The sequence below is a fragment of the Actinomycetospora straminea genome (genome assembly GCF_028737255.1).
Taxonomy (GTDB): Bacteria; Actinomycetota; Actinomycetes; order Mycobacteriales; family Pseudonocardiaceae; genus Actinomycetospora; species Actinomycetospora straminea.
Window position 1 is genome coordinate 23,995 of the sequence record NZ_JAQZAN010000022.1, and the last position, 25,169, is coordinate 49,163.

Here is a 25,169-nt window from a genome sequence, read left to right on the forward strand (position 1 = left end):
CGACCTTAACGTCCCACGGGGCCGGGCGCCGACGGCGGCCCGGCTCAGACCGGCGCCCAGGTGGGGTCGCGCAGGAGCCCGACCGCGACGTCGACGTCCGCGGTGAGCGGGCGGTCCTCGGTGCGCGGGTCGAGGACCTCCTCGGCCCGGGCCAGCGCCTCCTCCACGGGGACGGGCCCGCCGGTCGCCGCGCTCGCCGTCGGCAGCCCCGCGCGGCGCCGCAGGCGCAGGGCCCGCACCGCCGCGACGAGCTCGCAGGCCAGCACACGGGTGTAGGCCGTCGCCACGTCGGCGGTGGCGCGCGCCGCCTGGGTCGAGAAGCTCGCGTGGTCCTCCAGCCCCCGGGACACCACGGCGCTCCCCAGCGTCACCGGCAGCGCCGCCTGCCGGAGCGCCGCGAGGGCGTCGTGGCTCGTGTACTCGAGGATCATCACCCCGGAGCTGCCGGGCGGGCCGTCGGCGAGGAACGCCCGCAGGCCCGTCTGCTCGGGCTCGACGAGGTCGCCGAGGCGGGCCGCGGACAGCTCGGCGACGCCGTGGACGCACGCCCGCACCTGGTCGAGCGCGCCCGCCACGTAGGCGGTGTGGAAGTGCGCGTGGTGGTAGGCGTCGTCCTCGGCGACGGCGATCATGGGGTTCTCCGCCCCGGCGTTGACCTCGACGTCGAGCACGCGGTGCAGCGTGTCCAGCGCGTCGATGGCCGGCCCGTTGACCTGCGGGAACGCGCGCAGACCGAACGGGTCCTGGATGCGGCGGCCGCGCGGCGGGGTGCGCTCCATGCCGAGCAGGTGGCGCATCCGCTGGGCGCAGCGCACCTGGCCGGGGTGCGGGCGCGCCCGGTGCACCGGGTCGGCGTAGGCCTCGGGGCTGCCGTCCAGGGCGAGATAGGACAGCGCCGCGACGGCGTGGCTCGACGCGATCACGACGTCGAGCGTGCCCGCCGCGAGCGAGGCCTCGGCGAGGGTGACCGCGTTGCTCGACACGAAGGCCAGGGCGTCGCCGGCGTCGACCGCCACCGGGCGGTGCTGCGGCGGGGCCGTCTCCCACGCGCCCTCCCCCGCCAGCGCCAGCGCGATCTCGGCCAGCGGGGCGAGGTCGCCGGTCCCGATGGCGCCGAGGCGGTGCACGACGGGCCGCGCGTCGGCCGCCACCGCGTCGCCCAGCGCGCGCACGAGTGCCGACGACACCCCGGAGCGGCCCGCGAGGAGCTGGTTGAGCCGGACGATCAGCGCCGCCCGCACGAGCTCGGCGTCGAGCCGGTCGCCCGCCCCGCCGGAGTGGCTGCGCAACAGGCGCAGGCCGTGCCCGGCGGACTGCTCCGCGTCGTCGGCGACGGCGATCTCGTCGCGGTTGGCGCCCACGCCGGTGGTGCGCCCGTAGACGGCCCGGCGGGTGCTGAGGTCCGCCCCGAGCCGAGCGGCGCGCTCCACGCGGACGAGCGCGCCCCGGTCGAGGTGCAGGTCGACCGGCCCCGGGGTCCGCGCGACCGCCGCCACCGTGCGGGCGGTCAGCGACGCGCCCCCGAGCCACAGCGGCGGGCGCCCCTCGAGGGGGAGGACGCCGGGGAGGGCGGGGCTGTCGGTGCTCACGGGCGGACCTCCTCGAGCAAGGGGGCACTGGTGGGGACGCGGCGCCCGGCGCGCCACACCGCCGCGGTCAGCGGAACGCCGGGGCGCTGGGCGAGGTGCACGGCGGTCGGCGCGTCGAGCACGTGCAGGTCGGCGCGGGCGCCCACCCGCAGGTGGCCGACGTCGTCGCGGCGGAGGGCCCGGGCGCCGCCGAGGGTCGCCGCGCGGACGGCCTCGGGCACCGACAGCCCACCCTGCAGCACGGCGAGGGCCACGCAGAGCGCCATGGACGTGGTGTAGCAGCTGCCGGGGTTGGCATTGCTGGCGAGCGCGACGGTCGCGCCGGCGTCGACGAGGCGGCGGGCCGGTGCCGGGGGCTGGCCGGTCGCGAGGTCGCAGGCGGGCAGGAGGGTCGCCACGGTGCCGGAGCCGGCGAGGGCGTCGACGTCCTCGTCGGTCAGGTGCGTGGCGTGGTCGACCGACGCCGCGCCGGCCGCCACCGCGACGGCGACCCCCGGGCCGGGGCCGAGCTGGTTGCCGTGCACGCGCCCGCCGAGCCCGCGCGCCGCACCCGCGGCGAGGACCCGCGCGGCGGCGTCGCCGTCGAACGCGCCGTCCTCGCAGAAGACGTCGATCCACCGGACGTGGGCGGCGACGGCGTCGAGCATCGGGCCGCAGACGAGGTCGAGGTAGGCGCCGGTCGTCGTCCCGGTGGGCGTGAGGTGGGCGCCGAGGAAGGTGACCTCGTCGACGACCTCGGCCGCGATCCGGGCGGCGCGCGCCTCGTCGGCGACCGTGAGCCCGTACCCGGTCTTGGTCTCCAGGCAGGTGGTGCCCTGGCGGGCGGCCTCGGCGACGTGGCGGCGCAGGCGTTCGGCGAGGTCGGCGTCGGACGCGGCGCGGGTCGCGTCGACGGTCACCTGGATCCCCGACGCGGTGTAGGGCTCGCCGGCGACCCGCCGCGCGAACTCCTCGCCCCGGTCGCCGGCGAAGACGAGGTGGGTGTGGCTGTCCACCCAGCCGGGCAGCACCGCGCGCCCGCCGACGTCGACGGCGGTGTCGCCGCTCGGGGCGTCGCGCGCCCGTCCCGTCCAGGCGACCCGGTCGCCGTCGAGCACCACGGCGAAGGGGCCGTCGACGGGTTCCTCGTCGTCGTGGGTGGAGAGCTCGCCGATGCCGGTGATCACGACGCTCACGCGGGCACCGCCGCGATCGCGGCCGCCAGGTCGGCGGCGGGGCGTTCGACGAGCTGGTGGACGCCGTCGCGGACGATCGGCCGGCCGCCGACGCGGACCTCGCGGACGTCGGCGGCCGACGCCGCGAGGAGCACGCCGTCGGGCCGGGCGCCCGCGGTGCGGATCGTCCCCGTGTCCACGGTGACGAGGTCGGCCGGCGCGCCGACCGCGATCGCTCCCCCGTCCGCCCCGGCGCGCAGGAGGGCGTCGGGGGTGAAGCGCTCCCGGACGCCGTGGGCCAGGCGCTCGTGCATCTCCAGGGCGCGCATCTCCTCGAGGGGGTCGATCACCGCGTGGCTGTCGCTGCCCAGGCACAGCGGCACGCCGGCGGCGGCGAGCGCGCCCGCGGGCCCGATGCCGTCGCCCAGGTCGCGCTCGGTGGTCGGGCAGAGGCAGGCGCGGGTGCCGGTGCGGGCGAGGCGGGCGACGTCGTCGCCGGTCAGGTGGGTGGCGTGCACGGCGGTGGTCGCCGGCCCGAGGACGCCGGCGTCGTCGAGCAGGGCGGTCGGCGTGCGACCGTGGGCGGCGAGGCACGCGGCGTTCTCGGCGGGCTGCTCGGAGAGGTGGACGTGCAGGGGCCGCTCCCCCGCCCACGCCGCGACGGTCGGGAGGGCCTCCCGCGGCACGGCCCGCACCGAGTGCACCGCCGCGCCGACGCGCACGCGATCACCGTCGTCGAGCGTCGCGACCAGCGACGCGCGTTCCGCCCACGCGTCGACGTCGGCGTCGGCGAAGCGCCGCTGCACCCCCTCGGGCGGGCGGTCGAACCCTGCGGCGAGGTAGCAGGTGTCGAGCAGGGTGATCCGCAGCCCGGCGGCCTGCGCGGCCTCGACGAGGGCGCGGTCCACGGCGACCGGGTCGGCGTAGGGGTGCCCGCCCGGGGCGTGGTGCAGGTAGTGGAACTCGGTCACCGCGGTGTGGCCCGCGAGCGCCATCTCGGCGTAGACGGCGGTCGCGAGCCGGCGGTAGCCGTCGGGGTCGAGCGCCGCGGCCACGCGGTACATGCCCTCGCGCCAGCTCCAGAACGAGTCCGCGGCGCGTGCGGGACGTCCCCGCAGGGCGCGGTGGAAGGCGTGCGAGTGCCGGTTGACCAGGCCGGGGAGGGTGAGGCCCGGGACCGGCGTCCCGGTCCGCGGCGCCCCGGGCACGACGCCGACGATCCGGCCGTCGTCGATCTCCAGCGCCACCGCGTCCACGGGGCCGCCCGGCAGCCAGGCCCGCTCGCACCACAGGATCAGCGGCACAGCTCCTCCAGGACGTCGGCCAACGCCCGCACGCCCGCGGCGGCGTCGGCGTCGTCGGCGTGCTCGTCGGGCGCGTGGCTGACGCCGGTGGGGTTGCGGACGTGGAGCATCCCGGCGGGGACGTGCGCGGCGAGGACCCCGGCGTCGTGGCCGGCGGCGGTGGCGAGACGTCCCGCACCGGTGACCGCGGCGAGCGTGTCGGCGAGCCCCTCGTCGAGCGTCACCGCGTCCGACACCGACTCCGCGCGGAGCTCGACGGTGCACCCCTCGTCCGCCGCGGCGGCGTACGCGGCGGCGGCGACGTCGTCCACGAGCGTCTGCGGCAGGGGGCCGCGGGCGTCGAGCCAGAGGTCGACCCGCGAGGCGACGACGTTGGTGCCGCCGGGCACGGCGTGCAGGCGCCCGACCGTCGCGCGGGCCTCGTCGCCGTGGTGCGCCATGGCGGCGCGGGCGGCGAGGACCGTGGCGGCGGCCGGGAGCATCGGGTCGCGGCGGTCGTCGAGGCGGGTGGTGCCGGCGTGGTCGGCGCGCCCGAGGAACGACAGCCGCCAGCGGCCGTGGGCGACGATCGTCGAGCCCACGGCCAGTGCCTCGCCGCGCGGGGCGAGCGCGCGGCCCTGCTCGACGTGCAGCTCGACGAAGCGGCCGATCCGCGCGAGGCGCGCCGGCTCGGGGCCGAGGCGCGCCGGGTCGTGGCCCTGGTGCGCGAGGGCCTCGGCGAGGGTCACGCCGTCGGGGTCGCGGAGCTCGCGGGCCTGGTCGGGGTCGAGCGCGCCGGTGAGCAGCCGCGATCCCAGGCACGGGACGCCGAAGCGCCCGCCCTCCTCCTCGGCGAACACGACGACCGCCAGCGGCCGGGCCGGGACGACCCCGCGGGCCCGGAGCTCGTCCACGGCCGCCAGCGCCGCGACCACGCCGAGCGGTCCGTCGACGGCGCCGCCGCCGGGGACCGAGTCGAGGTGGCTGCCGGTCACGACGGCGTCCCCGGCCGCGGGGTCGCCCCACCACGCCCAGAGGTTGAGGTTCGCGTCGGTCTCGACCGCGAGGCCCCGTCGCCCGGCCTGCTCGGTGAACCACGCCCGCAGCGCCGCCTCCGCGTCGTCGCCGAGGTGGCGGGACCAGCCGCCGCGTCGCGGGTCGCGACCGACGTCGGCGATGTCGTCGAGGAGCATCACGGCTGCGTCTCCCGCAGCGTCTCCCGCAAAGGGATCCGCACGCCGCGCTCGTCGGCGACCTCGAGCGCGCGGGCGTAGCCGGCGTCGGCGTGGCGGATCACGCCGGTGCCGGGGTCGTTCGTGAGCACGCGGGTGATCTTGTCGCGGGCCAGCGCCGACCCGTCGGCGACGCACACCTGCCCCGCGTGGATCGAGCGCCCGATGCCGACCCCGCCGCCGTGGTGCAGCGACACCCAGCTCGCCCCCGAGGCGGTGTTGAGCAGGGCGTTGAGCAGCGGCCAGTCGGCGATGGCGTCGGACCCGTCCGCCATCGCCTCGGTCTCCCGGTGCGGCGAGGCGACGCTGCCGGCGTCGAGGTGGTCGCGGCCGATGACGACCGGCGCGGCGAGCTCCCCGGAGGCCACCATGTCGTTGAACCGTTCCCCCGCCCGGTGCCGCTCGCCGTACCCGAGCCAGCAGATCCGCGCCGGCAGCCCCTGGTGGCGCACCTTCTCCCCCGCCAGGCGCATCCACCGCGCGAGGGGCTCGTCGTCACCGAAGAGGTCGAGCACCGCGCGGTCGGTGGCCGCGATGTCGGCGGGGTCGCCCGAGAGCGCCGCCCAGCGGAACGGACCGCGGCCCTCGCAGAACAGCGGGCGGATGTAGGCGGGCACGAAGCCCGGGATGTCGAACGCGCGCTCGACGCCGGCGAGGCGGGCCTCGGCGCGGATCGAGTTGCCGTAGTCGAACACCTCGGCGCCCTCGTCGAGGAAGCCCAGCATCGCCTCGACGTGCGCACCCATCGACGCGCGGGCGCGGTCGGTGAACTCCTCGGGCTTGGCCCGGGCGTACTCGGCCCAGTCGGCGAGGTCGACGCCGATCGGCAGGTAGGACAGGGGGTCGTGGGCCGAGGTCTGGTCGGTGACGACGTCGACCGGCGCCCCGGCCCGGCGGATCGCGGGCAGCAGCTGGGCGGCGTTGCCGACGACGCCGACGGACACGGCTTCTCCGGCGCCGCGCGCCGCGTCGACCCGGCGCAGCGCGGCGTCGAGGTCGTCGGCGACCTCGTCGAGGTAGCCGGTGGCGACCCGGCGGTGCGCGCGGGCCGGGTCGGCCTCGACGACGAGGGCGGTGCCGCCGTTCATCGTCACCGCGAGCGGCTGCGCGCCGCCCATGCCGCCGAGGCCGGCGGTGAGCGTGAGGGTGCCGGCGAGCGAGCCGCCCCGCGGGCGGGCGACGGCGGCGAACGTCTCGTAGGTGCCCTGCAGGATGCCCTGGCTGCCGATGTAGATCCACGAGCCGGCGGTCATCTGCCCGTACATCGTCAGGCCCAGGTGCTCGAGGCGGCGGAACTCCGGCCACGTGGCCCAGTCGCCGACGAGGTTCGAGGTGGCGAGCAGCACCCGCGGCGCCCACTCGTGGGTGGTGAACACGCCGACGGGGCGCCCGGACTGGACGAGCAGGGTCTCGTCGGGGGCGAGGTCGACCAGGCAGCGGCGGATCGCGGCGAGGCTCGCGTGGTCGCGGGCCGCCTTCCCGGTGCCGCCGTAGACCACGAGGTCCTCGGGCCGCTCGGCGACCTCGGGGTCGAGGTTGTTGTCGAGCATCCGCAGGGCGCCCTCGGCGCCCCACGTGCGTGCCGTCCTGGTCCGTCCCCGCGCTGCTGGCATGGGTGACAGTGCAGCGCTCCCGCCCGGTCCCGCACAGACCCTCTGGCGACCTGCTGTCTCGGATACGAGACTCGGGGCCGTGGCCGGTGTCCCGGGGTTGCGCCGCGGGCTCGCGATCCTGCGCCTGCTCGCGGCCGGCGAGCCACTGACCGCAGCGACGCTGTCCGCGCGCCTCGGTCTACCCCGCTCGACGACCTACCACCTGCTCACCGAGCTCGAGGCCGCCGGCGTCGTCGCGCACCTGCCCGACACCGCGCGCTGGGCCGTCGGGATCGGCGCGTTCGAGATCGGGACGGCGTACCTGCGCCACCACCCGCTCGACGAGGTGGCCGGCCCGGCACTGCGGCGGCTCGCCCACCGGATCGGCCACGACGTGCACCTCGGGGTGCTCGACGGCCGCGAGCTGCTCTACCTGCTCCGGGAACGCCCGCCGCACCCGCAGACCCTCGTCACCGCCGTCGGCGTCCGACTCCCGGCGCACCTCACCGCGTCCGGGCGGGCCGTCCTCGCCGGGCTCGCGCCCGCGCAGCGCCGGGCCCTGCTCGCGGGCGCCGGGCCCCTCGCGCGGCGCACCGACCGCGGCCCGACCTCGCTGCGCGCGCTGTCCGCGGTGCTCGCCGCGGAGGCCCGGCGGGGCTGGTCGGTCGAGGACGGCGAGGTCAGCCGCGGCTACGCCTCGGTCGCCCGGGCGATCCACGGCGCCGACGGGGAGGCGGTCGCGGCGATCAGCGTGACGTTCCCGCACCTCTGCGACCCGGTGTGCGGCGCCGACTTCGGCGACCTCGCGGCGGTCGTCGGGCGGACCGCCGTCGAGGTCACCCGCCGGCTGGGTGGCGTGCCGGGGGCGGGCGTCAGGCCGCCTGCACCACCTGGGGGCGGTAGCTCTCGATGATGTCCATGAACTCGCGGTGCTCGGCGTCCGGGACGCCGAGGAAGCTCAGGGTCGCCGCGATCTCCATCGACACCGCGTCGAAGCCCTTCTGGTCGATGCGCAGCTCGTCGTGGGCCCTGACCATGTCCTCGCCGAAGTAGCACTGGGGCCCGCCCGCGGCCTCGATCGACCAGGCCGTCACGAGGAACTTGTAGCCCGGCGCGTTGGCGGGGTTCCCGTGGTGGGCGTGGACCGCCTCGTTGGCGTTGACCGCGGCGTTGGCGAAGAGCCGGTCGACGAGGACGTCGACCGCGCCGGCGATGCCGTAGACGCCGCCGAGGCGCTCGTACAGGGACTGCTCGGCCATGAGGACTCCCTCGCGTCGTCGCCGCCGGTGACGTGGTGGGTGGGCGGCGTGATCGCGTTCACTCTGCTGGGCTCCACGCGTCCCGGTCAATGGCGCACAACCGAATCAGCCGGGCGCGACCCAGCCCTTGACGAACGCGAAGTGCTCGTCGAAACGCAGGACCGGCTCGTCGCGGTAGGCGTGCCGGAACTGGGCGATGCCCTCGCGGAGCTCGTCCTCCGAGAACTCCCCCAGCACCGAGAGGTACCGCGCCTCGAGCAGCCGGACGTAGCGCTGGCGGTCGATGGTGGTGTGGAAGGTCCGGTAGCTGACGCTGGTGCGCAGCCCCGAGGCGCGGAGCGTCTCGACGATCTCCGACGTCTCGGGCTGGAGCTGCGCGAAGCGCTCGTGGGCCTCGCGGAACAGCGGGTGGTCGATCGTCCGCGGCAGCATGACGACGAGCATCCGACCGTGCCGTGACAGCAGCCCGGCGAGCCCGTCGAGGGTCGTGCGCCGGTCGCCGACGTGGTGGATCGACTCCTTCATGACGACGGCGTCGAGGCGGTCACCGTCGGGCAGCGGGACCACCCCGGTCGCCAGGTCCTCGGCCCCCGCGACGAGGGGCTGCAGGTCGGACTGCCTCGGGAGGCGCTCGAGCATGGCCGGCACGGGGTCGACGCACAGGATCGGCCGGGTCGGCCGGACGGTCTCCGCGATGCGGCGCGTGTAGAGGCCGGTGCCGCAGCCGACGTCGGCGATGGCGTCCGAGGACGTCAGCCGCAAGGAGTCGGTGATCGCGTCGGCGAAGCGCCGCACGTAGTCGGGGTCGTAGGACCAGTGCTCGTCGTAGTCGGCGGCGACGCGCTCGTAGTGCTCGGCGGTCCGGTCGGTCATGGCGGCCTCCCCGCGTGCGCTGTGACGGCGGTCTCGTCGTCGCGTCAGGGTGGCACGCCTGCGCCGGACGGAGCAGGGGTGGTCGAGATCGGATTCGTGGGCCCGGACCCGTGTGTCGACCACCCGATCGAGTGGCGTGGAGATCTACCTTCGACGCGGCGCGACCGCAGGGCGCCGACGACCGCGGTCGCCGTGCCGCGCTGGGGGGCGTCCGTGACACAGCCGCGTGATGACAGAGGGCGGTACACCTACAAGGTCGGCGTCGGTTCGGTCCTCGCCGCCGGCGTCATCGGGATCGCCGCGGCGGTCAGCGTCGGGGCCGAGGGGGCGGGCGCCGGCTCGACCGCCAGCACCGTTCTCCGAGGGAACGCCCCGAGCGTGTCCGCTCCCGCCCGGGCCGCCCGCGGCCAGCAGCGCTCGGCCCGCATCCAGCGCCAGCTCATCCGGAGCGGGCTGCGGCCGTCGCTCCAGGCCGAGGCCGACTCGGGATCGTGTGCCGCGGACGCGCGTGGGCAGGTGCGCGAGTTCCTCGCGACCCACCCGTGCGAGGCGGTCTACCGCGGGCTCGTCGAGGTGCACCGAGGCCCCGTGGCGGCCGTGGTCGCCGTCGCCTGGATCGAGATGGTCGAGCTCGACGACGCGACGGAGCTCAAGGCGCTGGTGGACCGGCCCGGCACGGGGAACGTCGATCAGCTCTCGCCTTCGGAGGGCACGCAGGTCATCGAGCTCGCGGAGCCTGCGTACGCCTCGCGCCAGGACGGCCGCCTGGTCACGACGGTCGAGGTCCAGCCGGCGACGGCCCCCGTCCCCCGGCGGGTCCTCGAGGAGATCGCCGAGGAGGCCGCGGACGGGGCGATCCGGCCCGATTGACCGACGCCCGCGTCGCCGTCACCGGCTCTCCGCGATCTCCGATGCGGTGCCGCCGTCGGTGGGGTGACGCGTCGCGGAGCGGCCGAGCGGGTGGTGTCGGCACGATCTCTCCCCGCCGAGGGCTCCTCGTCTGGTGCCGGGGCGCCGGACGTGCCAGCGTTCCGGTCATGGACATCGGCCCCGTCCGCCGCCGCCTCACCGCCGAACCCATCAGCTCGCCCGTGCCGGGCGACGCCGTCGAGGTCGACGGGTCCGACGCCGGCGTCAGCACCACCGCCGTCAGCACCACCGCCGTCGGCACCACCGCCGTCAGCACCCCCGTCCCCGACGACGCCGCGCCCCAGCCCGCCCGGTGACGACACCGGTCGACCCCCGCCGCCCCGGGCCCGCCGAGGTCCTGGGCGTCCCGGACCTGCCCGCACCGATCCTCGGGTGGCGGACCTGGCGCGTGGGTCGCCGGGCACAGCGTCGCGCCGACCTCATCGCACCCCTGGCCGGCGTCGTGTGGCCCGCGCGCCGGCCGATGATCGCGCACTGCGGATCGGCGGGGCACTCGCCGCCCGGGGACCGCTGCCGCTGCGGTCTCTACGCCGTGGCGGACCCCGGCACGCTGGAGTGGGGGCCGTCCGACGTCGAGGTGCTCGGGGTCGTGGCGCTGTGGGGGCAGGTGGTCGAGGGGACGCGCGGCTGGCGGGCGTCGCACGGCTACCCGCGCGTGATCGTCGCCGGCCCCGGCGTGCCCACCGAGCAGCGGGCCGCGCTGGCCCGTCGCTACGGGGTGCCGGTGCACGGCGCGGACCTGCCGGCCAAGGCCCTCGCCACGCAGCTCTCCGGCGACCGGGAGGTCGCGGACCGCCTCCGCCACCGCCCGGTGGAGGAGACCGAGGCCCTGCTCGCCGAGCGCATGCCCGAGTGGACGCGGCGCTGGCAGGCCCGGCAGGCCTGCACCGCGCCGCGTCCCGGGGCCTTCGGCCGGCTCTGGCGACGGCGCTGACGAGCTACGAGGGCTGCAGGGTCCGCGGCGCGGGCGGTGCCTCGACGGGCTCGTCCGGGGTCTCGAGCACGGTCCACATCGTGAGCTGTTCGTGACCTTCGGCAGGCCCCCGTCGAGCCTCGATCCGGCCGCCACTGTCGGGGGTCACCTCTAGCGTCGTCCCCGTGAGCATCGACCACGACCTCCGGCCCGGCCTCGCCGCCGAGCTGGACGCGCTCGCCCCGGGCGCGGAGCTGGTCGCTGCTCTCGAGCGCCTCTCGCCGGCCGCGCTGACGGGCGAGGACCTCGCGGCCTACCTGCGCGCCTGCCAGCGCGCGACCAGCCGCGGCGCCGCCCGCCTGCTCGACGCGATGCACCACCTGGGCCGCGCGCAGGCCGACCGCGTCGACCGCCGCTCGGGGCTCGACGAGTTCTCCGGCGACGAGGTCGCGGCGGTGCTCGGCTGGGGCCGCACCATGACCAGCCGGAAGCTCGACCTCGCCGACGACCTGCAGGATCGCCTGCCCGACCTCGGTGACGCGCTGTGGCACGGGATCATCGACGAGCACAAGGCCACCCGCTTCAGCGAGGGCACGCGCGACCTCGCCGACGACCACGCTCGCCACGTCTGCCAGGTGCTCCTGCCCGAGGCCGCCGAGCTCCCGCCCGCCGAGCTCGTCCGGCGCATCGATCAGGTCGCGACGGCGCTGGACCCCGAGTGGGCCGCCCGGCGCGCCGCACGGGCGGAGAAGAACGCCCGGGTGATCCTGACCCCGAACCCCACCGGCACCGCGACGTTCTCGGTTTGCGATGTCGCCGCCCCCAGCGGGCTCGCCATGCGCGACCGGTGCGACGCCCTGGCCGCCGCGGTGCGCCACCTCGGGGTGCTGACGCCCATCGACGCCCTGCGAGCGCAGGTCGCCGAGCGGCTCCTCGACGGTTCGGTGGCGGGCCTCGACGACCGCGAGGTCGCCCTGCTCCTCGCCGCCGAGTACCACGACCGCAGCCGCCCCGACCCCGCGCCGACCAGCGACGACGCCGCCTCGAGCCACGGCGCCGACCAGGGCTCCGAGGGCTCCGAGGGCCCCGACGGCCCCAACGGCCCCGGCAACGGGCCGGACGACGGGCCGGACGACGGGCCGGACGACGGGCCGGACGACGGGCTGGACGACGACCCGGACGACCCGGACGACCCGGACGACCCGGACGACCCGGACGACGGCCCGGACGACGGCCCGGACGACGGCCCGGACGACCCGGACGACGAGGGGCGGGGCCGGGGCGACCGGGGTCCCGACGACGGGCCCGACGCCCCCGACGACGAGCCGGGCGGTCCGGCCGCCGAGGACGCCGGGCACGGGTCGGACAGCGACGCGCACGAGTCGGGCGGCGCACCTTCACCCACGGACCACGCGACCGAGCAGGGCGTCCTCGCCCCACCCGAGCTGCCCGAGCCGTCCTCCCCGCCGACGATCGAGGGGGCGGACCCGGGTGCCGGACGTCCGCGGTGCGGCACGTCCGAGCTCCGGCTGCGGCTCACCACCGCGCTGAGCCTCGACGATCTCCCCGCCACCGTCCCCGGCTACGGCAACCTCCTCGCCCACCACGCCCGGACCATGCTCACCGCCTACCGAGGCGGCGAGTGGCGCATCGTCCTCACCGACGACGAGGGCCGCCTCCAGCACGTCCTCCTCGCCCGACGACGACCAGGGCGACCACCACCATCACCACGACCGACCGAGCCCCCGGAGCCACCGGACCGGGGGCGGGTCGAGCCGTGCACCGCGATCGTCGAGCTCCAGGTCCCGACGACGCTGGTGGCCGCGCTCGATCCGCGCGCCCACCCCGCCTGGTCGGGCCTGATCGCCGAGGTCCAGCGGCGCCTCGACGAGCTCGGGGCGCACCCCGAGGCGCGCTCGCCCGCGCGCCCCCACGAGACCCTCGCCGACCACCGGCGCCGGCGCCCCCGCGTCGAGATCGACCGGTGGGTACGGATCCGCGACCGGCACTGCGTGGCGCCCTGCTGCCGCCGCACCGCCCGCGGGGCCGACCTCGACCACACCCGCGACTGGGCCCTCCACGGCATCACGTCGCACACGAACCTCGGGGTCCTCGACCGGCACCACCACCGCGCCAAGCACCTCGCCGGCTGGCAGGTCGCCCAACCGTCGCCCGGGCTGTTCACCTTCCGCACCCGCGCCGGCGTCCGCCACACCACGCGCCCGAAGAAGATCATCGAGCCGCTCCCCCGGCCGCGCCCGGCGGCTCGGCCCCGGCCGCTCCCCCACGACGGCCCGGTCGTCGACCCCGACCTCGAGGGCGACGCCACCGGCATCGCCGACAACGAGGACGACGCCTGGCGCCGGCGCTTCCTTCGCCGTACCGGGATGGCGGCCAACGCCGCCGCAGCCCCGCCCTCCCGGCGGCCGGACGATGACCCGCCGCCTTTCTGAGCAGACCCGGGTCCGAAGATCCCTTCACAGCCTGCAACGTCTCGATGTCGCTCAGCGATCTTCTCCTCACCTGGATCTCGATGCCAGGCGGTGCTGCTGCTCGCGCAGCGGTGTCGGGTGTCCGCACGAAGGAGACGACTGGGTGTCGAAGGCTTTCCGGGCTCCACCGAACTGGCCGACGCCTCCGGCAGGTTGGACGCCACCGCCCGGCTGGCAACCCGACCCCTCGTGGGGGCCCGCCCCACACGGTTGGATGTTCTGGGTCGATGAGCCCTCCCCGGACACCGCGGATCGAGGGCGCGACGAGGCAGCCCGGGTAGGACCCGGTGAGCCACGATCGACGAGATCCACCTCGACCCCACCCGGCGGGCCGGCCCTCGAGGCAAGCCGGTCGCCGCGCGGCGACAGCCCTGCGGCGGTGCCGGTCTTCGGCGCCAGGAAGCACGCTCGCGAGCTGGCGTCGACGCTGGCGGACGTCCAGCAGGAGAACGATCTCCTGCGCGACCAGCTCAGCAGGATGGGCGCTCTCGACGTCGTCGAGCTCCGCAAGGAGGCAGCCCGCGCGGAGCAGGAGATGGCACTGCGTCGACGCGAGATCGACGGGGAGCTCGCCGCCCTCCGGAGATCTCTTGCCTCCGTTGCCGAGGAGTTGGAGCGAGCACGGCAGGGCGTCGTGGAGACCCGGGAGTCAGCCCTGCTCCAGGAGGTCGGGGTCTACCAGTATCAGCACCCGCTCGACAGCGCGGTCGCGTACAAGGCCGAGATTGGACGCATCAAGGATTCGATCAAGGCGATGAACCTCAAGGACGGGGGCGCCGTCTCCGGAGCCACGAACTGGACCGTGAACGGATCGCTGAGCCAGGGGCGCGCCATGGTCCGCGAGACCTCGAAGCTCATGCTGCGCGCCTACAACGCCGAGGCGGACAACCTGGTTCGGTCGATGAAGCCGTACAAGTTGGACTCGTCGCGGGAACGCCTGAACAAGGTCGTCGCCACGGTCGAGAAACTCGGCAAGACCATGAACATCAGCATCACGGCGAGCTATCACCGTCTGCGCCTCATGGAGTTGGAGCTGACGGCCGACCACCTCGAGAAGGTGGCGCAGGAGAAGGAGCGGGAGCGCGAAGAGAAGGCGCGGCTCCGGGAGGAGCGCAAGGCGCAGGAAGAGATCGAGCGGGAGCGGACGAGGCTCGAGAAGGAGCGCCAGCACTACGAGAACGCGCTGGCGAAGGTGGAGGCGAGCGGCGACGACGAGGCCGTGGCACGGCTGCGCCTCGAGCTCGCCGAGATCGAGACCGCCATCGAGCAGGTGGACTACCGGGCAGCGAACATCCGCGCAGGCTACGTCTACGTCATCAGCAACATCGGCTCCTTCGGGCCGGACGTGGTGAAGATCGGGATGACCCGGCGCCTCGAACCGATGGACCGGGTCCGAGAGTTGGGCGACGCTTCGGTCCCCTTCCGGTTCGACGTGCACGTCCTCCAGTTCTCGAAGGACGCTGTCGGGATCGAGAATCGCCTGCACACGCACTTCGCCGCGCAGCGCGTGAACCAGGTGAACCAACGACGCGAGTTCTTCTACGCCACCCCGGCGGAGGTTCGCGACCAGCTCCTCCGGCTCGCCGGTGACCTCATCACCTTCGAGGAGACGCCAGAGGCCCTTGAGTACCGCCAGAGCTCCCACCTCACGGGGCGCGTCACCACACCGAGCGCCGTCTCGGCCTGACCACGAGGCCGGTCAGGAGGTTCCCTCCCCCAGCCGCGCCCGCAGGTGCAGGAACAACGGCACCCGCTGCCAGCGGCGGTCGGCGTCGTCCCGCACCGCTTCGTCGGGCACCGCCGGCTCGCGCAGGGCCTCGACCAGCAGGCCGTTGCGCTCGAACGCCCGGGTGTAGTCCTGCAGCGGGTGGTGGAGCGAGTGGAAGGTCATCCCCAGCCCGGCGCGCTCGATCGAGTCCGCGTAGCGCCGCCCGCCCAGGTACGACCCCTCGACCACGTACTCGCTCCCGGCCGCCCGCGACCGGAAGGTCCCCGCCGAGTTCAGCGGGTGCACCACCGCCACGCACAGCACCCCGCCCGGCACCAGCACCCGGGCGACCTCGTCCACCGCCCCGTCGAGGTCGTCGACGTCGTGCAGCGACATGAACGCCACCACCAGGTCGGCGACCCCGTCGCCCAGCGGCAGCGCCGCCGCGTCGGCGTTCAGCACCGGCCCCGAGGGGTCGGCCCCGTGCGCCGCCGCCACCAGCCGCGGGGACCCGTCGACGCCCACCACCCGGTGCCCGGCCGACCGCAGGTACCGCGTCAGCCGCCCCTCGCCGCAGCCCAGGTCGACGGTCAGCCGACCCGGCCCCGGCAGGATCGGCAGGAACGCGTCGCGGTGCCACCGCTCGTAGGTGTCGTGGCCCGGCCGCCGGGCCCAGGCGATCCACCGGTCGGCCTGCTCGTCCCACGCGCGGCGGAGGTCGTCCACGCCCGGAGTCTCAGCCATCGAAGAGGTCGCCCGCGAGGTACTTGAGCCCCGTGTCCACGGCGACCGTCACCACCGTGCCCCCCGGCCCGACCTCCCCCGCCAGCTCCAGCGCGCCCGCGATGTTCAGCGCCGACGACGTCCCGACGAACAGCCCCTCCTCCCGGGCCAGCCGCCGGGCCAGCTCCCGCGCCCCGTCCTCGTCCAGGGCCCGCGCGTCGTCGAACGCCGACGGCACCAGCAGCGGCGGCACGATCCCGGTCGCCGTGCCCTCCACCCGGTGCGCCCCGCCCCTCCCGGCCGTCAAGGTGGGCGAGCTCGCCGGCTCCAACGCCACCACCCGCGTCGGCCCCGCCCCGTGCAGCACCCCCGCCACCCCGGCGAGCATCCCGCCCGTGCCGACGGCCGCGCAGAAGACGTCCACCGCCGGCGCCTGCGCGAGGATCTCCCGACCCAGCTCCGCGTAGCCGACGAGGGCGTCGGCGTTGTGGAACTGATCGGTCCAGAAGGCGTCGTGCTCGGCGACGATCCGGTCGACCTCGGCCCGCATCCGCACGAACAGGTCGGGCGTGATCCGCCCCTCGCGGCTCGGCACCACCGTCAGGTCGGCGCCGAAGGCCCGCATCGTGCGCAGCTTCTCGGGGGAGAACGCGTCGGAGGAGACGACCGACAGCGGGTGCCCCAGGACCGCGCACACGAAGGCCAGCGACGACCCCGTGCTCCCGCCCGTGAACTCCACGACCCGCCGCCCCGGCCGCAGCTCCCCCCGCGCCCGCGCGCCCGCCACGATCGCCGTCGCCATCCGGTCCTTGTAACTGCCCGTCGGGTTCGCGCCCTCGAGCTTGACCAGCACGTCCGCGGCTCCCGCGGGCACCACCCGGTGCAGCCGGACCATCGGGGTGTCGCCGACCGCGTCCAGCACCGACGGCGCCACCCCCGCGTGTCCGGTCACGCCCGACAGCATGCTCCGGGACCGGGCGATCCTGCGACGATGAGCCCATGGGCACCGACCGGCTCGCCGCGCTCCCACCCGTGCGCGAGGTCCCGGCCGAGCGGGTGCGGGAGGCGCTGGTCGGCACCCCGACCGTCGTGGTGCTCGACGACGACCCCACCGGCACCCAGACCGTCCGCGACCTCCCCGTCCTCACCCGCTGGACCGCCGACGACGTCGCCTGGGCCCTCGACCGGGACACCCCGGCCTTCTTCGTCCTCACCAACACCCGCAGCCTCGGCCCCGCCGACGCCGCCGCGCGCACCCGCGAGGTCGTCCGCACCTGCCTCGCGGTCGCCGGCCGCCGCGGCACCGACGTCGTCTTCGCCAGCCGCAGCGACTCCACGCTGCGCGGGCACTTCCCGCTCGAGACCGACGTCATCGCCCGGGAGGCCGGCGCGCCGGACGCTGTGATCCTCGCGCCCGCCTTCCCCGACGCCGGGCGCGTCACCCTCGACGGCATCCACTGGCTGCGCGACGGCGACGGGCTCACCCCGGTCGCCGACAGCGAGTTCGCCGGCGACGCCACCTTCGGCTACCGCTCCTCGCGCCTCGCCGCCTGGGTCGCGGAGAAGAGCGGCGGCGCCATCCCGGCCGCCGACGTCGCCGAGGTCGGCATCGAGGAGCTCCGCAGCGGCACGATCACCCTGCCGCGGGCGCGGGTGATCGTCCTCGACGCCGTCGTCGACGACGACCTGCGCGCCGCCGTCCTCGCCCTCCTCGCCGCCGAGCGCGCCGGCGCCCGCCACGTCTACCGCGTCGGGCCGTCGTTCGTCCGCGCCCGCGCCGGCCAGGACGCGCAGCCGCCGCTCGACGACGCCGAGCTCGCGCAGGCGGTCGGCCGCGGCACGTCCCCCCACGGCCTGCTCGTCGCCGGCTCCCACGTCGGGCGGACGAGCCGCCAGCTCGAGCGCCTCGCCGCCCGCCGCGACCTCGCGCACGTCGAGCTCGACGTCGCGGCCGTGCTCGACGGCGTGCCCCTCGAGGGCGTGGTCACGGAGGTCCTCGACGGACTGCGGCAGCGCACCACCCTCCTGAGCACCTCCCGCACCCTGGTCACCGGCCGCGACGAGGCCGAGAGCCTGGACATCGCCCGCCGGGTCAGCGCCGCGCTGACCACGGTGGCCGGCCGGGTCGTCGGCGAGAGCGCGCCCGCCTACGTCCTCGCCAAGGGCGGCATCACCTCGTCGGACGTCGCCACCGAGTCCCTGCGCGCCGACCGCGCCTGGGTGCGCGGCTCGATGCTCCCGGGGATCGTGTCGCTCTGGGCGCCGACGAGCGGGCCGCCCCTGGTCGTGTTCCCCGGCAACGTCGGTGACGACGAGGCCCTCGCCGACGTCGTCGACCGCCTCGAGGAGGCCGCATGCGCGTGATCGTCACCGGTGGGTCGGGGTTCCTCGGGACGCTGCTGTGCCGCCGGCTGCTCGCCGGCCCGGTCGGGATCGGCGGCGCGGCGCCCGCCGATGTCGAGCGGCTGGTCGTCGTCGACCTCGTCCCGCCCGCCGACGACGTCGCCGCCGACCCGCGCGTCGAGCACGTGCAGGGCGAGCTCAGCCGCACCCTCGGCGAGGAGGCCGACGCCGTCTTCCACCTCGCGGGCGTGGTCAGCGGCGCCGCCGAGGCCGACTTCGACGCCGGCATGCACACCAACCTCGACGGCACCCGCGCCGTTCTCGAGTACGCCCGCGGCCACGCGACGCCGCCGGTGCTGGTGTTCACCAGCTCGCTCGCGGTGTTCGGCAGCGACCCGGCGATCGGGCCGGTCGGCACCGTCGACGACGACACGCTCCCGCGCCCGCAGTCGAGCTACGGGATCCAGAAGTTCATCGGCGAGCAGCTCGTCGCCGACTACACCCGCAAGGGCTTCGTGCGGGGCCGCTCGGTGCGGCTGATGACCGTCTCGGTGCGCCCCGGCCGTCCCAACGCCGCGGCGTCGAGCTTCCTGTCGGGCATCGTCCGGGAGCCGCTCGCGGGCGAGCGCGCCGTCTGCCCCGCGCCCCCCGACATGGCCGTCGCGCTGTCGTCACCGCCGCGCACCCTCGACGGCATCCTGCGCGCCGCCGAGGTCGACGACGCCACCTGGGGCAGCCGCACCGCGATGAACCTCCCCGCGCTGACGACCACCCCGCGGGAGATGCTCGCCGCCCTCGACCGCGTCGCCGGGCCCGGCACCAGCGACCTCGTCGACTGGGTCGAGGACCCGGCGGTCGTCGCGGTCGTCGGCAGCTGGCCCGACCGCTTCGAGACCCCCCGCGCCCGCGCCCTCGGGCTCACCGCCGACGCCTCCTACGACGACGTCGTCCGCGCCTACCTCCAGGGCTGACCTGCGGGATCAGCACGGACGACGTCGCCGGGGACGGGGAGCCCGTCTCAGGCGCGCGCGATCGGCACGCCCTGGCCCGGATCGATCGTCGTGGGCCCGTCCTTGCCGGGCTTGACGTCGAAGTCGAAGATCCCGGTCGGGAGGTAGACCGTCGAGCAGGAGTTCGGGATGTCGACGACACCCGACAGTCGGCCCTCGATCGGGGCCGCGCCCAGGATCATGTAGGCCTGGATCGGCGAGTAGCCGAAGGTCGTCAGGTAGTCGATCGCGTGCAGGCAGGCCCGCTGGTACGACAGGTGCGAGTCGAGGTAGCGCTGCTCGCCGTCGAGGGTCACCGACGTCCCGGAGAAGGCGATCCACTCGCTGTACTGCGGGTCGGTGTTGCCCGGGACGAAGATCGCGTTCTCGGAGACCCCGTAGGTCTGCATCCCGCCCTTGATCAGGTCGACGTGCAGGTCGATGAACCCGCCCATCTCGATGGCGCCGCAGAACGTGATCTCGCCGTCGCCCTGGGAGAAGTGCAGGTCGCCCATCGACAGGTTCGCGCCGTCGACGAACACCGGGTAGAAGACGCGGCTGCCCTTGGTGAAGTTCTTGATGTCCTGGTTGCCGCCGTTCTCGCGCGGCGGCGCGGTGCGGGCGGCCTCGTGGCGGGCCCGCTCGAAGTCGTCGCCCGTCAGCGACCCGAGGATCGCCGCTTCGGGCTGGGGCGGCAGGGCCAGCGGCGGCACCCGCTGCGGGTCCGTGTCGATGAGGGCCTGCTCGCGGGCGTTCCACTTGCCCAGCAGGTCGTGCGACGGCGCCGTCCCCATGAGGCCCGGGTGGACGATGCCGGTGAACTCGACGTGCGGGACGTGGCGCGAGGTGGCCTTGCCGCCGCGGAAGTCCCAGATGACCTTGTAGGCGTCCGGGAAGTGGTCGGTGAGGAAGCCGCCGCCGTTGGTCTTGGCGAAGACGCCGGTGTAGCCCCAGCCCTGGCCGGCCAGCGGGCCGGAGTCCTCCTGCGGGATCGGGCCGACGTCGAGGATGTCGACGATCAGCAGGTCGCCGGGCTGCGCGCCCTCGACCGCGATCGGGCCGGAGAGCACGTGCACGTTGTTGAGCGGGGCGTGGAGGATGTCGTCGGCCGAGTCGTCGTTGACGATCGCGCCGTCGAACCACTCCCGGCAGTCGACCCGGAACACGTCGCCGGGCTTGACGTGCACCTGCGCGGGCACGTCCGGATGCCACCGGTTGTGGCCGACGATCTGCTGCTCGGTGAACTTCTTGCTGCTGTCGAGCGGGAAGACCTTCTTCGGCATCGCTCTCTCCTCGGGACGCGGGGGTTCAGGCGGGGACGTGCTCGCCGGCGGGGGCGGGCGTGGGCGGTGCGGACCGCTGCCGGCGCGCCCACGGGACGAGGGCGGCGTAGACGACGACCCCGAAGATCGCGAGGCCGATGGCCAGCGGGACGCCGATCTCGGCGTAGACGCCGGTCAGGAGCAGGAGCGCGGGGATCCAGGCGGTCACCCACCCCTGGATGGCGCAGACCGCGCCGGTGTAGCGCCCGATCCCGTCGCGCCGGCGGCCCAGCAGCACGAAGAAGAGCGACCACAGGAACGCCCAGTGCAGCCAGATGACGCCGAAGGCCGGGTCGGCGAAGCGGGTGAAGTTCAGGACGGAGAAGACGAGCGCGGTGATCGCGACGAACAGGCAGAAGTAGCCGAGCCCGGTGCCGTCGAGGTCCCAGGTGAGGTTCACCGCGACGTAGAGGTAGGTGAACGAGAACAGGAACAGGCCGGACGCCGCCAGGACGACGTCGGCGTCACCGTCCGCCGTGAAGATCAGGTACAGCGGCGTGATGATCTGCAGCCCGCCGACGAAGAAGTTCATCGGTGCGGCCGAACGGGCGTCGATCCACCCCAGCAGCATGACGCCGTTGATGAACAGCACGGCGCCGACGAAGAGCAGGCCGACGCTAGCCACGGGAGGGCGCCGGTGGAGGTCGCAGCACGGGGACGTCCTTCCTGTCGTGGATCCGCCCGGGTGCGGGCAGGTGGCGTCGACGGCCCCGGGACGACCAGGGCGGGCGAGGTGCGGTCAGGGGCGCGGCAGCGCCGCGGTGCGGGGGTCGAGGGGGCGGGACGGCCCGACGGGCCGGGGCGGCGGCGCGCTGACGACGGCGGGCTCGGTGCGCGAGGCCTCGGCGCGGTCGATCGCCGCGACCTTCCCGCGGTCGGCGAGCGCGAGCCGCGGCGCCGTGATCATCTTGGCGGCGTCGGCGCCGCAGGTCGGGCACGGGACGACCGCGGGCGCGGCGCCCATCGGCCGCATCACGTCCACCGGACCGTCCGCACCGCAGCGGTAGGCGTAGAGCGGCATCGCCGCACCCCCCTTCGTCGAGGCCTCGGCGGTGAGGCGATGTCCTTCGCAGGAATTTGTTTCCTAGGAAACTAGCGACGCCCCGGTCGGGCGTCAACACTCAGAGCTGCTGCACGACGTCCCAGGTCAGGCCGTCGGCGACGGCGAGGAAGACCCGCTGGCGCAGGTGCCGGTCGCGGAGCTCGACCGTGCCGCGCGGGCTCTCGTACGCCAGGCCGTCGGCCACCGACATCATGGCCGGCACCTGCGTCGACCCGGCCCGGCGCATCAGCTCGGTGAGCAGCCGGACGCCCTCGTAGCAGGACTCGCCGAGGCTGTTGAGCACCGGCGCGTCGTCGCCGAACTCGCGGAAGTAGGTGGCGGCGAACTCCAGCCCGGAGCTCGTCGCGAGGTCCTCGAAGTAGCCCGCCGAGGTCATGAGCCCGCGGGTGCTCTCCGACCCGGAGGCGAGCAGGACGTTCTCCTCGATGAGTGAGCTGAACCGCAGGATGTCCCGGTCGAGGCCCGCCGCGGCGAAGGCCCGGTTGAAGGCGACGGCGTCGTCGCCGATGAGGAGCATCAGCACCGCGTCGCAGCCGCTGGCCTCGACGCGGCCGAGCACCCCCGAGAAGTCGGAGGTGCCGAGCGGCACGAACATCTCGTCGCAGACGGTGCCGCCGATCCGGCGCAGGTAGCGCGCCGCGGTCGTCGCCGAGCGCCGTGGCCAGACGTAGTCGTCGCCGACGATCGTCCAGCGCTGGACGCCGGCCGTCCCCGCGAACCAGTCGAGCGTCGGCCCGAGCTGGAGATCCGGGGTCTCGCCGGTGAGGAACAGGCCCGGCCGGTCCTCGCCGCCCTCGTAGAGCGCGGTGTAGGCGTACGGGACGCGGCCGTGGATGCGCGGGGCGACCGCCTCGCGGACCGCCGAGATGTGCCAGCCCGTGACGGCCTGGACCGCGCCGGCGCTGACCAGCGCGTCGACCTCGATCGCCACCTCCTCCGGGCTGCGGCCCCCGTCGACCGGCACGAGGTTCAGCTCCCGGCCGAGCACCCCGCCGTCGGCGTTGATCTCCTGTACGGCGAGCGCGGCACAGCTCTCGCACGACGGCCCGAAGATCCCGGCGGGGCCCTGCAACGGGATCACGAGGGCCATGTCCAGCACGTCGCGTCCGCGCGCGCGGGACAGCGACTCGGCCATGAGGAGACGCTAGCGACCGAGACCGCGGGCGGAGCTGCTCCGATCGGACGAGCCGCGCACGCCTCCCCGGCGGGACCGGTTCCGCGGCTACGATCGCACCGTGTCGACCAGCGCGGGACGGGCCACCGACGAGGGCGACGACGCCCTCCGGTTGCTCTCGCTCGTCGAGCGCACCCTCACCGGGCGGCTCGAGGAGGCGCTGCGCGGCTGCGGCTCGAGCCTCGACCAGTGGCGGATCCTCAGCCTGCTCGCCGAGCGGGGCGGCTGCCCCATGAACGTGGTCGCCGACCACGTGCTCCTGCTGGCACCCAAGCTCAGCAAGCTGGTCGACCGCATGGTGTCGGCGAACCTCGTCCTGCGCCGCCGCGACCACGAGGATCGCCGGCGCGTGCTCATCGTCGTCTCCCCCCGCGGCCGGCAGGCCCTGGCGGAGTGGGACGCGGCGACCGCCGACGTCCGGGGCCAGTTCCGGGAGGTCCTGGGCGCGGACGCCGAGCACTTCGACGCGCTGCTGCGGCGCCTGCAGCAGGGCCTGACCCCGGCCCGCGTCGGCGAGCTCGAGGCGCCCGTCCAGGCCTGACGGTCAGCAGCTCGCGGCGTACCGGTCGCCGTCGGGGACGGCCGTGGCGATGACGGCGTCCAGCCCCTCCCGGGCGGCGGCGAGCTCGTCGATCATGGCGGTGATCCGGTCGCGCTCGCGGTGCAGGTCGTCGAGCAGCTCCGGGCAGCTCGCCACGAGCCGCGGGCCGTCGGCGCCCATGCAGGGCAGGAGCTCGGCGATGGTGGCCGTCGAGAGTCCGGCGGCGAGCAGGGTGCGCACGTGGTGGACGACGTCGACGTCCGCCTCGGCGTACTCCCGGTAGCCCGACGCCGCCCGCCGCGGGCGCAGGAGGCCCTGCTCCTCGTAGTAGCGCAGGAGCCGGGGTGCCACCCCGACCCGGCGCGCCAGCTCCCCGATCCGCACGCCGCCGACCTCCGGGCTTGACCTTCACACCGGTGTCAGACTTTAGCGTCCCGGGTCATGGAGCACGACGTCGTCACCGTCCTGGGCCTCGGCGCGATGGGCACCGCCCTCGCCCGCGCCCTCCTCGTCGCCGGACACCCCGTCACCGTCTGGAACCGCACGCCCGCCCGCGCCGACGCGCTGGTCGGCGAGGGCGCCCGCCCGGCGCCCGACCCCGCGAGCGCCGTCGCCGCGAGCCCGCTCACCATCGTCTGCCTGCTCGACCACGCCGCCGTGCGCACCGTCCTCGACGGGGTCGACCTCGCCGGCACCACGCTGGTCAACCTCACCTCGGGGACGCCCGAGCACGCCCGCGCCACCGCCGCGTGGCTCGCCGAGCGGGGCGCCGAGGTGCTGGCCGGGACGATCATGGTGCCGACCCCGCTCGTCGGCCCCGAGGAGGGCCTGGTCCTCTACAGCGGGTCGGCCGCGGTGCACGAGCGGCACCGCACGACGCTCGAGGCGCTCGGGCGCACCGAGCTCCTCGGCGACGACCCCGGGCGCGCCGCCCTGTTCGACCTCGGGATGCTCGACGTCTTCTTCGCCGGCCTCGCGTCGTTCCTGCACGCCGCGGCCGTGGTGGGCCGCGACGGCGTCCCGGCCGGCGAGTTCGTGCGCTACGCCGAGGAGGTCGTCGCGATCCTGCCCGCCACCTTCCGCGGGCTGGCGAAGGACGTCGACGCCGGGACCCACCCCGGCGACGAGGACAACCTCGTCATGGACGCCGCCGCCCTCGCCCACATCGTCGCGACGAGCCGGGCGCGGGGCGTCGACCCGGCGCTGCCGGAGCTGGTCCACGGGCTGGCGCGCCGCGCGATCGACCGCGGCCACGGCGGCGACGGGTTCTCGCGGGTGGTCGACGAGCTCAGGTCGCCGCGTCGTCCGGGTGCCGCGGCCGGCCCCGCAGGCGCCGCCGCACGTTGACCACCAGCTGCGTCGTCGCGAGCAGGGCCAGCAGCGCCCACAGCGACGCGGCGACGGTCACCACGAGCCCGGCGACCGACGGCACGATGCCCGCGACCGCGAGCGCGACGCCGCCGAGGACCAGCCGGCTGGGCCGCTCGGCGACGGTCACGACGCCGATCTCAGCCATGCCCGCCGCGCTCGCGCTCGACCGGATCGACTCGTCGAGCACGGTGAGGACCGCGGCCGCGGCGCACACCGGTCCGGGCGCGCCGAGCAGCCACAGGGCGGTGACCATGCCGACGTCGCCGACGCGGTCGACGATCTGGTCGAGCACCCGGCCCCACGCCGTGGCGGCGCCGGTGAGCTCGGCGACCGCCCCGTCCACGCCGTCGAGCAGCGCCACGACCACGACGAGCCCGGCCGCGAGCAGCGCCCACCGCCCGCCGAGGGCGGCGACGCCGGCGATCGCGACCGCCCCGATCCCGCCCACGCCCGTCACCCACGACGGGGGCACCCCGCGGCGGGCGAGCGGCGCGGCGAGGACGTGGGACACCCGCAGCCACAGGCGTGCCGGCCGGGAGCCGGCCACGTCGTAGTCCCCGTGCGCCCGCGACCAGCGCGCGACGTAGTCCTCGTGGTCGTCCACGTCCACCCGAACCC

The 25,169-nt window shown here is 75.6% G+C and carries 25 protein-coding genes; 10 read left to right on the forward strand and 15 right to left on the reverse strand.

What is annotated here, in order from left to right; translation table 11 throughout:
• Positions 1 to 44: 44 nt before the first annotated feature.
• Genes PH190_RS24630 through hutU form a run of 5 tightly spaced genes read right to left on the reverse strand, consistent with a single transcriptional unit; the run spans position 45 to position 6,871 of the window.
• Positions 45 to 1,532: an aromatic amino acid ammonia-lyase gene (locus tag PH190_RS24630; protein ID WP_420791709.1), complete on the reverse strand. Its 1,488-nt coding sequence runs from the start codon at positions 1,530 to 1,532 to the stop codon at positions 45 to 47.
• Positions 1,533 to 1,585: 53 nt separating this feature from the next.
• Positions 1,586 to 2,764: an imidazolonepropionase gene (gene hutI, locus PH190_RS24635; RefSeq protein ID WP_274234177.1), complete on the reverse strand. Its 1,179-nt coding sequence runs from the start codon at positions 2,762 to 2,764 to the stop codon at positions 1,586 to 1,588.
• Positions 2,761 to 4,041 carry a formimidoylglutamate deiminase gene (locus PH190_RS24640; RefSeq protein ID WP_274234253.1) on the reverse strand — a complete coding sequence of 427 codons (1,281 nt, stop codon included), beginning with the start codon at positions 4,039 to 4,041 and terminating at the stop codon, positions 2,761 to 2,763. Before PH190_RS24640 ends, hutI begins: the two co-directional genes overlap by 4 nt.
• Positions 4,038 to 5,219, reverse strand: a complete 1,182-nt coding sequence (locus PH190_RS24645; protein ID WP_274234254.1) for an allantoate amidohydrolase — start codon at positions 5,217 to 5,219, stop codon at positions 4,038 to 4,040. Before PH190_RS24645 ends, PH190_RS24640 begins: the two co-directional genes overlap by 4 nt.
• Positions 5,219 to 6,871 (reverse strand): urocanate hydratase, encoded by a 1,653-nt coding sequence (gene hutU, locus PH190_RS24650; protein ID WP_274234178.1) that lies wholly within the window; start codon positions 6,869 to 6,871, stop codon positions 5,219 to 5,221. Before hutU ends, PH190_RS24645 begins: the two co-directional genes overlap by 1 nt.
• Before the next feature lie 79 nt (positions 6,872 to 6,950).
• Between hutU and PH190_RS24655 the strand changes: the two genes are divergently transcribed.
• Complete coding sequence (locus PH190_RS24655) at positions 6,951 to 7,763, forward strand: IclR family transcriptional regulator (protein WP_274234179.1); 813 nt, start codon at positions 6,951 to 6,953, stop codon at positions 7,761 to 7,763.
• Here PH190_RS24655 and PH190_RS24660 read toward each other — a convergent pair.
• Both PH190_RS24660 and PH190_RS24665 read right to left on the reverse strand, forming a co-directional pair.
• Complete coding sequence (locus PH190_RS24660; RefSeq protein ID WP_274234180.1) at positions 7,723 to 8,109, reverse strand: group I truncated hemoglobin; 387 nt, start codon at positions 8,107 to 8,109, stop codon at positions 7,723 to 7,725. The two genes, PH190_RS24655 and PH190_RS24660, sit on opposite strands and share 41 nt — an antisense overlap.
• Positions 8,110 to 8,214: 105 nt before the next feature.
• Positions 8,215 to 8,982: a class I SAM-dependent methyltransferase gene (locus PH190_RS24665; protein ID WP_274234181.1), complete on the reverse strand. Its 768-nt coding sequence runs from the start codon at positions 8,980 to 8,982 to the stop codon at positions 8,215 to 8,217.
• Positions 8,983 to 9,360: 378 nt separating this feature from the next.
• Here PH190_RS24665 and PH190_RS24670 point away from each other — a divergent pair, with 378 nt between their 5' ends.
• The 5 genes from PH190_RS24670 (at position 9,361) to PH190_RS24690 (ending at position 15,004) form a co-directional block, all read left to right on the forward strand.
• Positions 9,361 to 9,852, forward strand: coding sequence for a hypothetical protein (locus PH190_RS24670; RefSeq protein WP_274234182.1), 492 nt, complete (start codon positions 9,361 to 9,363; stop codon positions 9,850 to 9,852).
• A gap of 167 nt (positions 9,853 to 10,019) precedes the next feature.
• Entirely contained in the window at positions 10,020 to 10,208 is a 189-nt protein-coding gene (locus PH190_RS24675) for a hypothetical protein (RefSeq protein ID WP_274234183.1), read from the forward strand.
• Complete coding sequence (locus PH190_RS24680) at positions 10,205 to 10,846, forward strand: hypothetical protein (RefSeq protein WP_274234184.1); 642 nt, start codon at positions 10,205 to 10,207, stop codon at positions 10,844 to 10,846. The genes PH190_RS24675 and PH190_RS24680 overlap by 4 nt, the downstream gene beginning before the upstream one ends.
• 164 nt (positions 10,847 to 11,010) lie before the next feature.
• Complete coding sequence (locus PH190_RS24685) at positions 11,011 to 13,278, forward strand: HNH endonuclease signature motif containing protein (protein ID WP_274234185.1); 2,268 nt, start codon at positions 11,011 to 11,013, stop codon at positions 13,276 to 13,278.
• A gap of 418 nt (positions 13,279 to 13,696) precedes the next feature.
• Positions 13,697 to 15,004 carry an SNIPE associated domain-containing protein gene (locus PH190_RS24690; RefSeq protein ID WP_274234186.1) on the forward strand — a complete coding sequence of 436 codons (1,308 nt, stop codon included), beginning with the start codon at positions 13,697 to 13,699 and terminating at the stop codon, positions 15,002 to 15,004.
• 12 nt (positions 15,005 to 15,016) lie between these two features.
• On the opposite strand, the gene PH190_RS24695 is transcribed toward PH190_RS24690, so the two are convergent.
• Entirely contained in the window at positions 15,017 to 15,751 is a 735-nt protein-coding gene (locus PH190_RS24695; protein ID WP_274234187.1) for a class I SAM-dependent DNA methyltransferase, read from the reverse strand.
• Between the two features lie 10 nt (positions 15,752 to 15,761).
• Entirely contained in the window at positions 15,762 to 16,700 is a 939-nt protein-coding gene (locus PH190_RS24700) for a PLP-dependent cysteine synthase family protein (protein WP_274234188.1), read from the reverse strand.
• Positions 16,701 to 16,747: 47 nt separating this feature from the next.
• Here PH190_RS24700 and PH190_RS24705 point away from each other — a divergent pair, with 47 nt between their 5' ends.
• A complete protein-coding gene (locus PH190_RS24705) occupies positions 16,748 to 18,112 on the forward strand; it encodes a four-carbon acid sugar kinase family protein (protein ID WP_274234189.1) in 1,365 nt (454 codons plus the stop codon).
• Complete coding sequence (gene denD, locus PH190_RS24710; protein WP_274234190.1) at positions 18,103 to 19,062, forward strand: D-erythronate dehydrogenase; 960 nt, start codon at positions 18,103 to 18,105, stop codon at positions 19,060 to 19,062. The genes PH190_RS24705 and denD overlap by 10 nt, the downstream gene beginning before the upstream one ends.
• A gap of 47 nt (positions 19,063 to 19,109) precedes the next feature.
• Here the strand turns inward: denD and fmdA are convergent, their stop codons facing one another.
• From fmdA to PH190_RS24730, 4 genes are all read right to left on the reverse strand, one after another.
• Positions 19,110 to 20,363: a formamidase gene (gene fmdA, locus PH190_RS24715; RefSeq protein WP_274234191.1), complete on the reverse strand. Its 1,254-nt coding sequence runs from the start codon at positions 20,361 to 20,363 to the stop codon at positions 19,110 to 19,112.
• 25 nt (positions 20,364 to 20,388) lie between these two features.
• A complete protein-coding gene (locus tag PH190_RS24720) occupies positions 20,389 to 21,027 on the reverse strand; it encodes an AmiS/UreI family transporter (RefSeq protein ID WP_274234192.1) in 639 nt (212 codons plus the stop codon).
• Between the two features lie 114 nt (positions 21,028 to 21,141).
• A complete protein-coding gene (locus PH190_RS24725) occupies positions 21,142 to 21,423 on the reverse strand; it encodes an FmdB family zinc ribbon protein (RefSeq protein WP_274234193.1) in 282 nt (93 codons plus the stop codon).
• A 100-nt stretch (positions 21,424 to 21,523) separates the two neighbouring features.
• On the reverse strand, positions 21,524 to 22,600 hold the full coding sequence (locus tag PH190_RS24730) for a substrate-binding domain-containing protein (RefSeq protein ID WP_274234194.1): 1,077 nt from the start codon (positions 22,598 to 22,600) through the stop codon (positions 21,524 to 21,526).
• A 100-nt stretch (positions 22,601 to 22,700) separates the two neighbouring features.
• Here PH190_RS24730 and PH190_RS24735 point away from each other — a divergent pair, with 100 nt between their 5' ends.
• Positions 22,701 to 23,180: a MarR family winged helix-turn-helix transcriptional regulator gene (locus PH190_RS24735; RefSeq protein WP_274234195.1), complete on the forward strand. Its 480-nt coding sequence runs from the start codon at positions 22,701 to 22,703 to the stop codon at positions 23,178 to 23,180.
• Positions 23,181 to 23,183: 3 nt separating this feature from the next.
• On the opposite strand, the gene PH190_RS24740 is transcribed toward PH190_RS24735, so the two are convergent.
• Entirely contained in the window at positions 23,184 to 23,564 is a 381-nt protein-coding gene (locus PH190_RS24740; protein WP_274234196.1) for a MerR family transcriptional regulator, read from the reverse strand.
• Positions 23,565 to 23,621: 57 nt separating this feature from the next.
• Here PH190_RS24740 and PH190_RS24745 point away from each other — a divergent pair, with 57 nt between their 5' ends.
• Positions 23,622 to 24,527, forward strand: a complete 906-nt coding sequence (locus PH190_RS24745) for an NAD(P)-dependent oxidoreductase (RefSeq protein WP_274234197.1) — start codon at positions 23,622 to 23,624, stop codon at positions 24,525 to 24,527.
• On the opposite strand, the gene PH190_RS24750 is transcribed toward PH190_RS24745, so the two are convergent.
• Positions 24,469 to 25,155, reverse strand: a complete 687-nt coding sequence (locus tag PH190_RS24750) for a CDP-alcohol phosphatidyltransferase family protein (RefSeq protein WP_274234198.1) — start codon at positions 25,153 to 25,155, stop codon at positions 24,469 to 24,471. The genes PH190_RS24745 and PH190_RS24750 overlap by 59 nt on opposite strands.
• Positions 25,156 to 25,169 lie beyond the last annotated feature (14 nt).

Bases quoted from the DNA above. Each gene is read 5' to 3' on its own strand.
- PH190_RS24705 (WP_274234189.1), top strand. From the start codon at position 16,748: ATGGGCACCGACCGGCTCGCCGCGCTCCCACCCGTGCGCGAGGTCCCG.
- PH190_RS24645 (WP_274234254.1), bottom strand. From the start codon at position 5,219: ATGCTCCTCGACGACATCGCCGACGTCGGTCGCGACCCGCGACGCGGC.
- PH190_RS24665 (WP_274234181.1), bottom strand. From the start codon at position 8,982: ATGACCGACCGGACCGCCGAGCACTACGAGCGCGTCGCCGCCGACTAC.
- PH190_RS24730 (WP_274234194.1), bottom strand. From the start codon at position 22,600: ATGGCCGAGTCGCTGTCCCGCGCGCGCGGACGCGACGTGCTGGACATG.
- PH190_RS24725 (WP_274234193.1), bottom strand. From the start codon at position 21,423: ATGCCGCTCTACGCCTACCGCTGCGGTGCGGACGGTCCGGTGGACGTG.
- denD (WP_274234190.1), top strand. From the start codon at position 18,103: ATGCGCGTGATCGTCACCGGTGGGTCGGGGTTCCTCGGGACGCTGCTG.
- PH190_RS24675 (WP_274234183.1), top strand. From the start codon at position 10,020: ATGGACATCGGCCCCGTCCGCCGCCGCCTCACCGCCGAACCCATCAGC.
- hutU (WP_274234178.1), bottom strand. From the start codon at position 6,871: ATGCCAGCAGCGCGGGGACGGACCAGGACGGCACGCACGTGGGGCGCC.
- PH190_RS24660 (WP_274234180.1), bottom strand. From the start codon at position 8,109: ATGGCCGAGCAGTCCCTGTACGAGCGCCTCGGCGGCGTCTACGGCATC.
- fmdA (WP_274234191.1), bottom strand. From the start codon at position 20,363: ATGCCGAAGAAGGTCTTCCCGCTCGACAGCAGCAAGAAGTTCACCGAG.
- PH190_RS24745 (WP_274234197.1), top strand. From the start codon at position 23,622: ATGGAGCACGACGTCGTCACCGTCCTGGGCCTCGGCGCGATGGGCACC.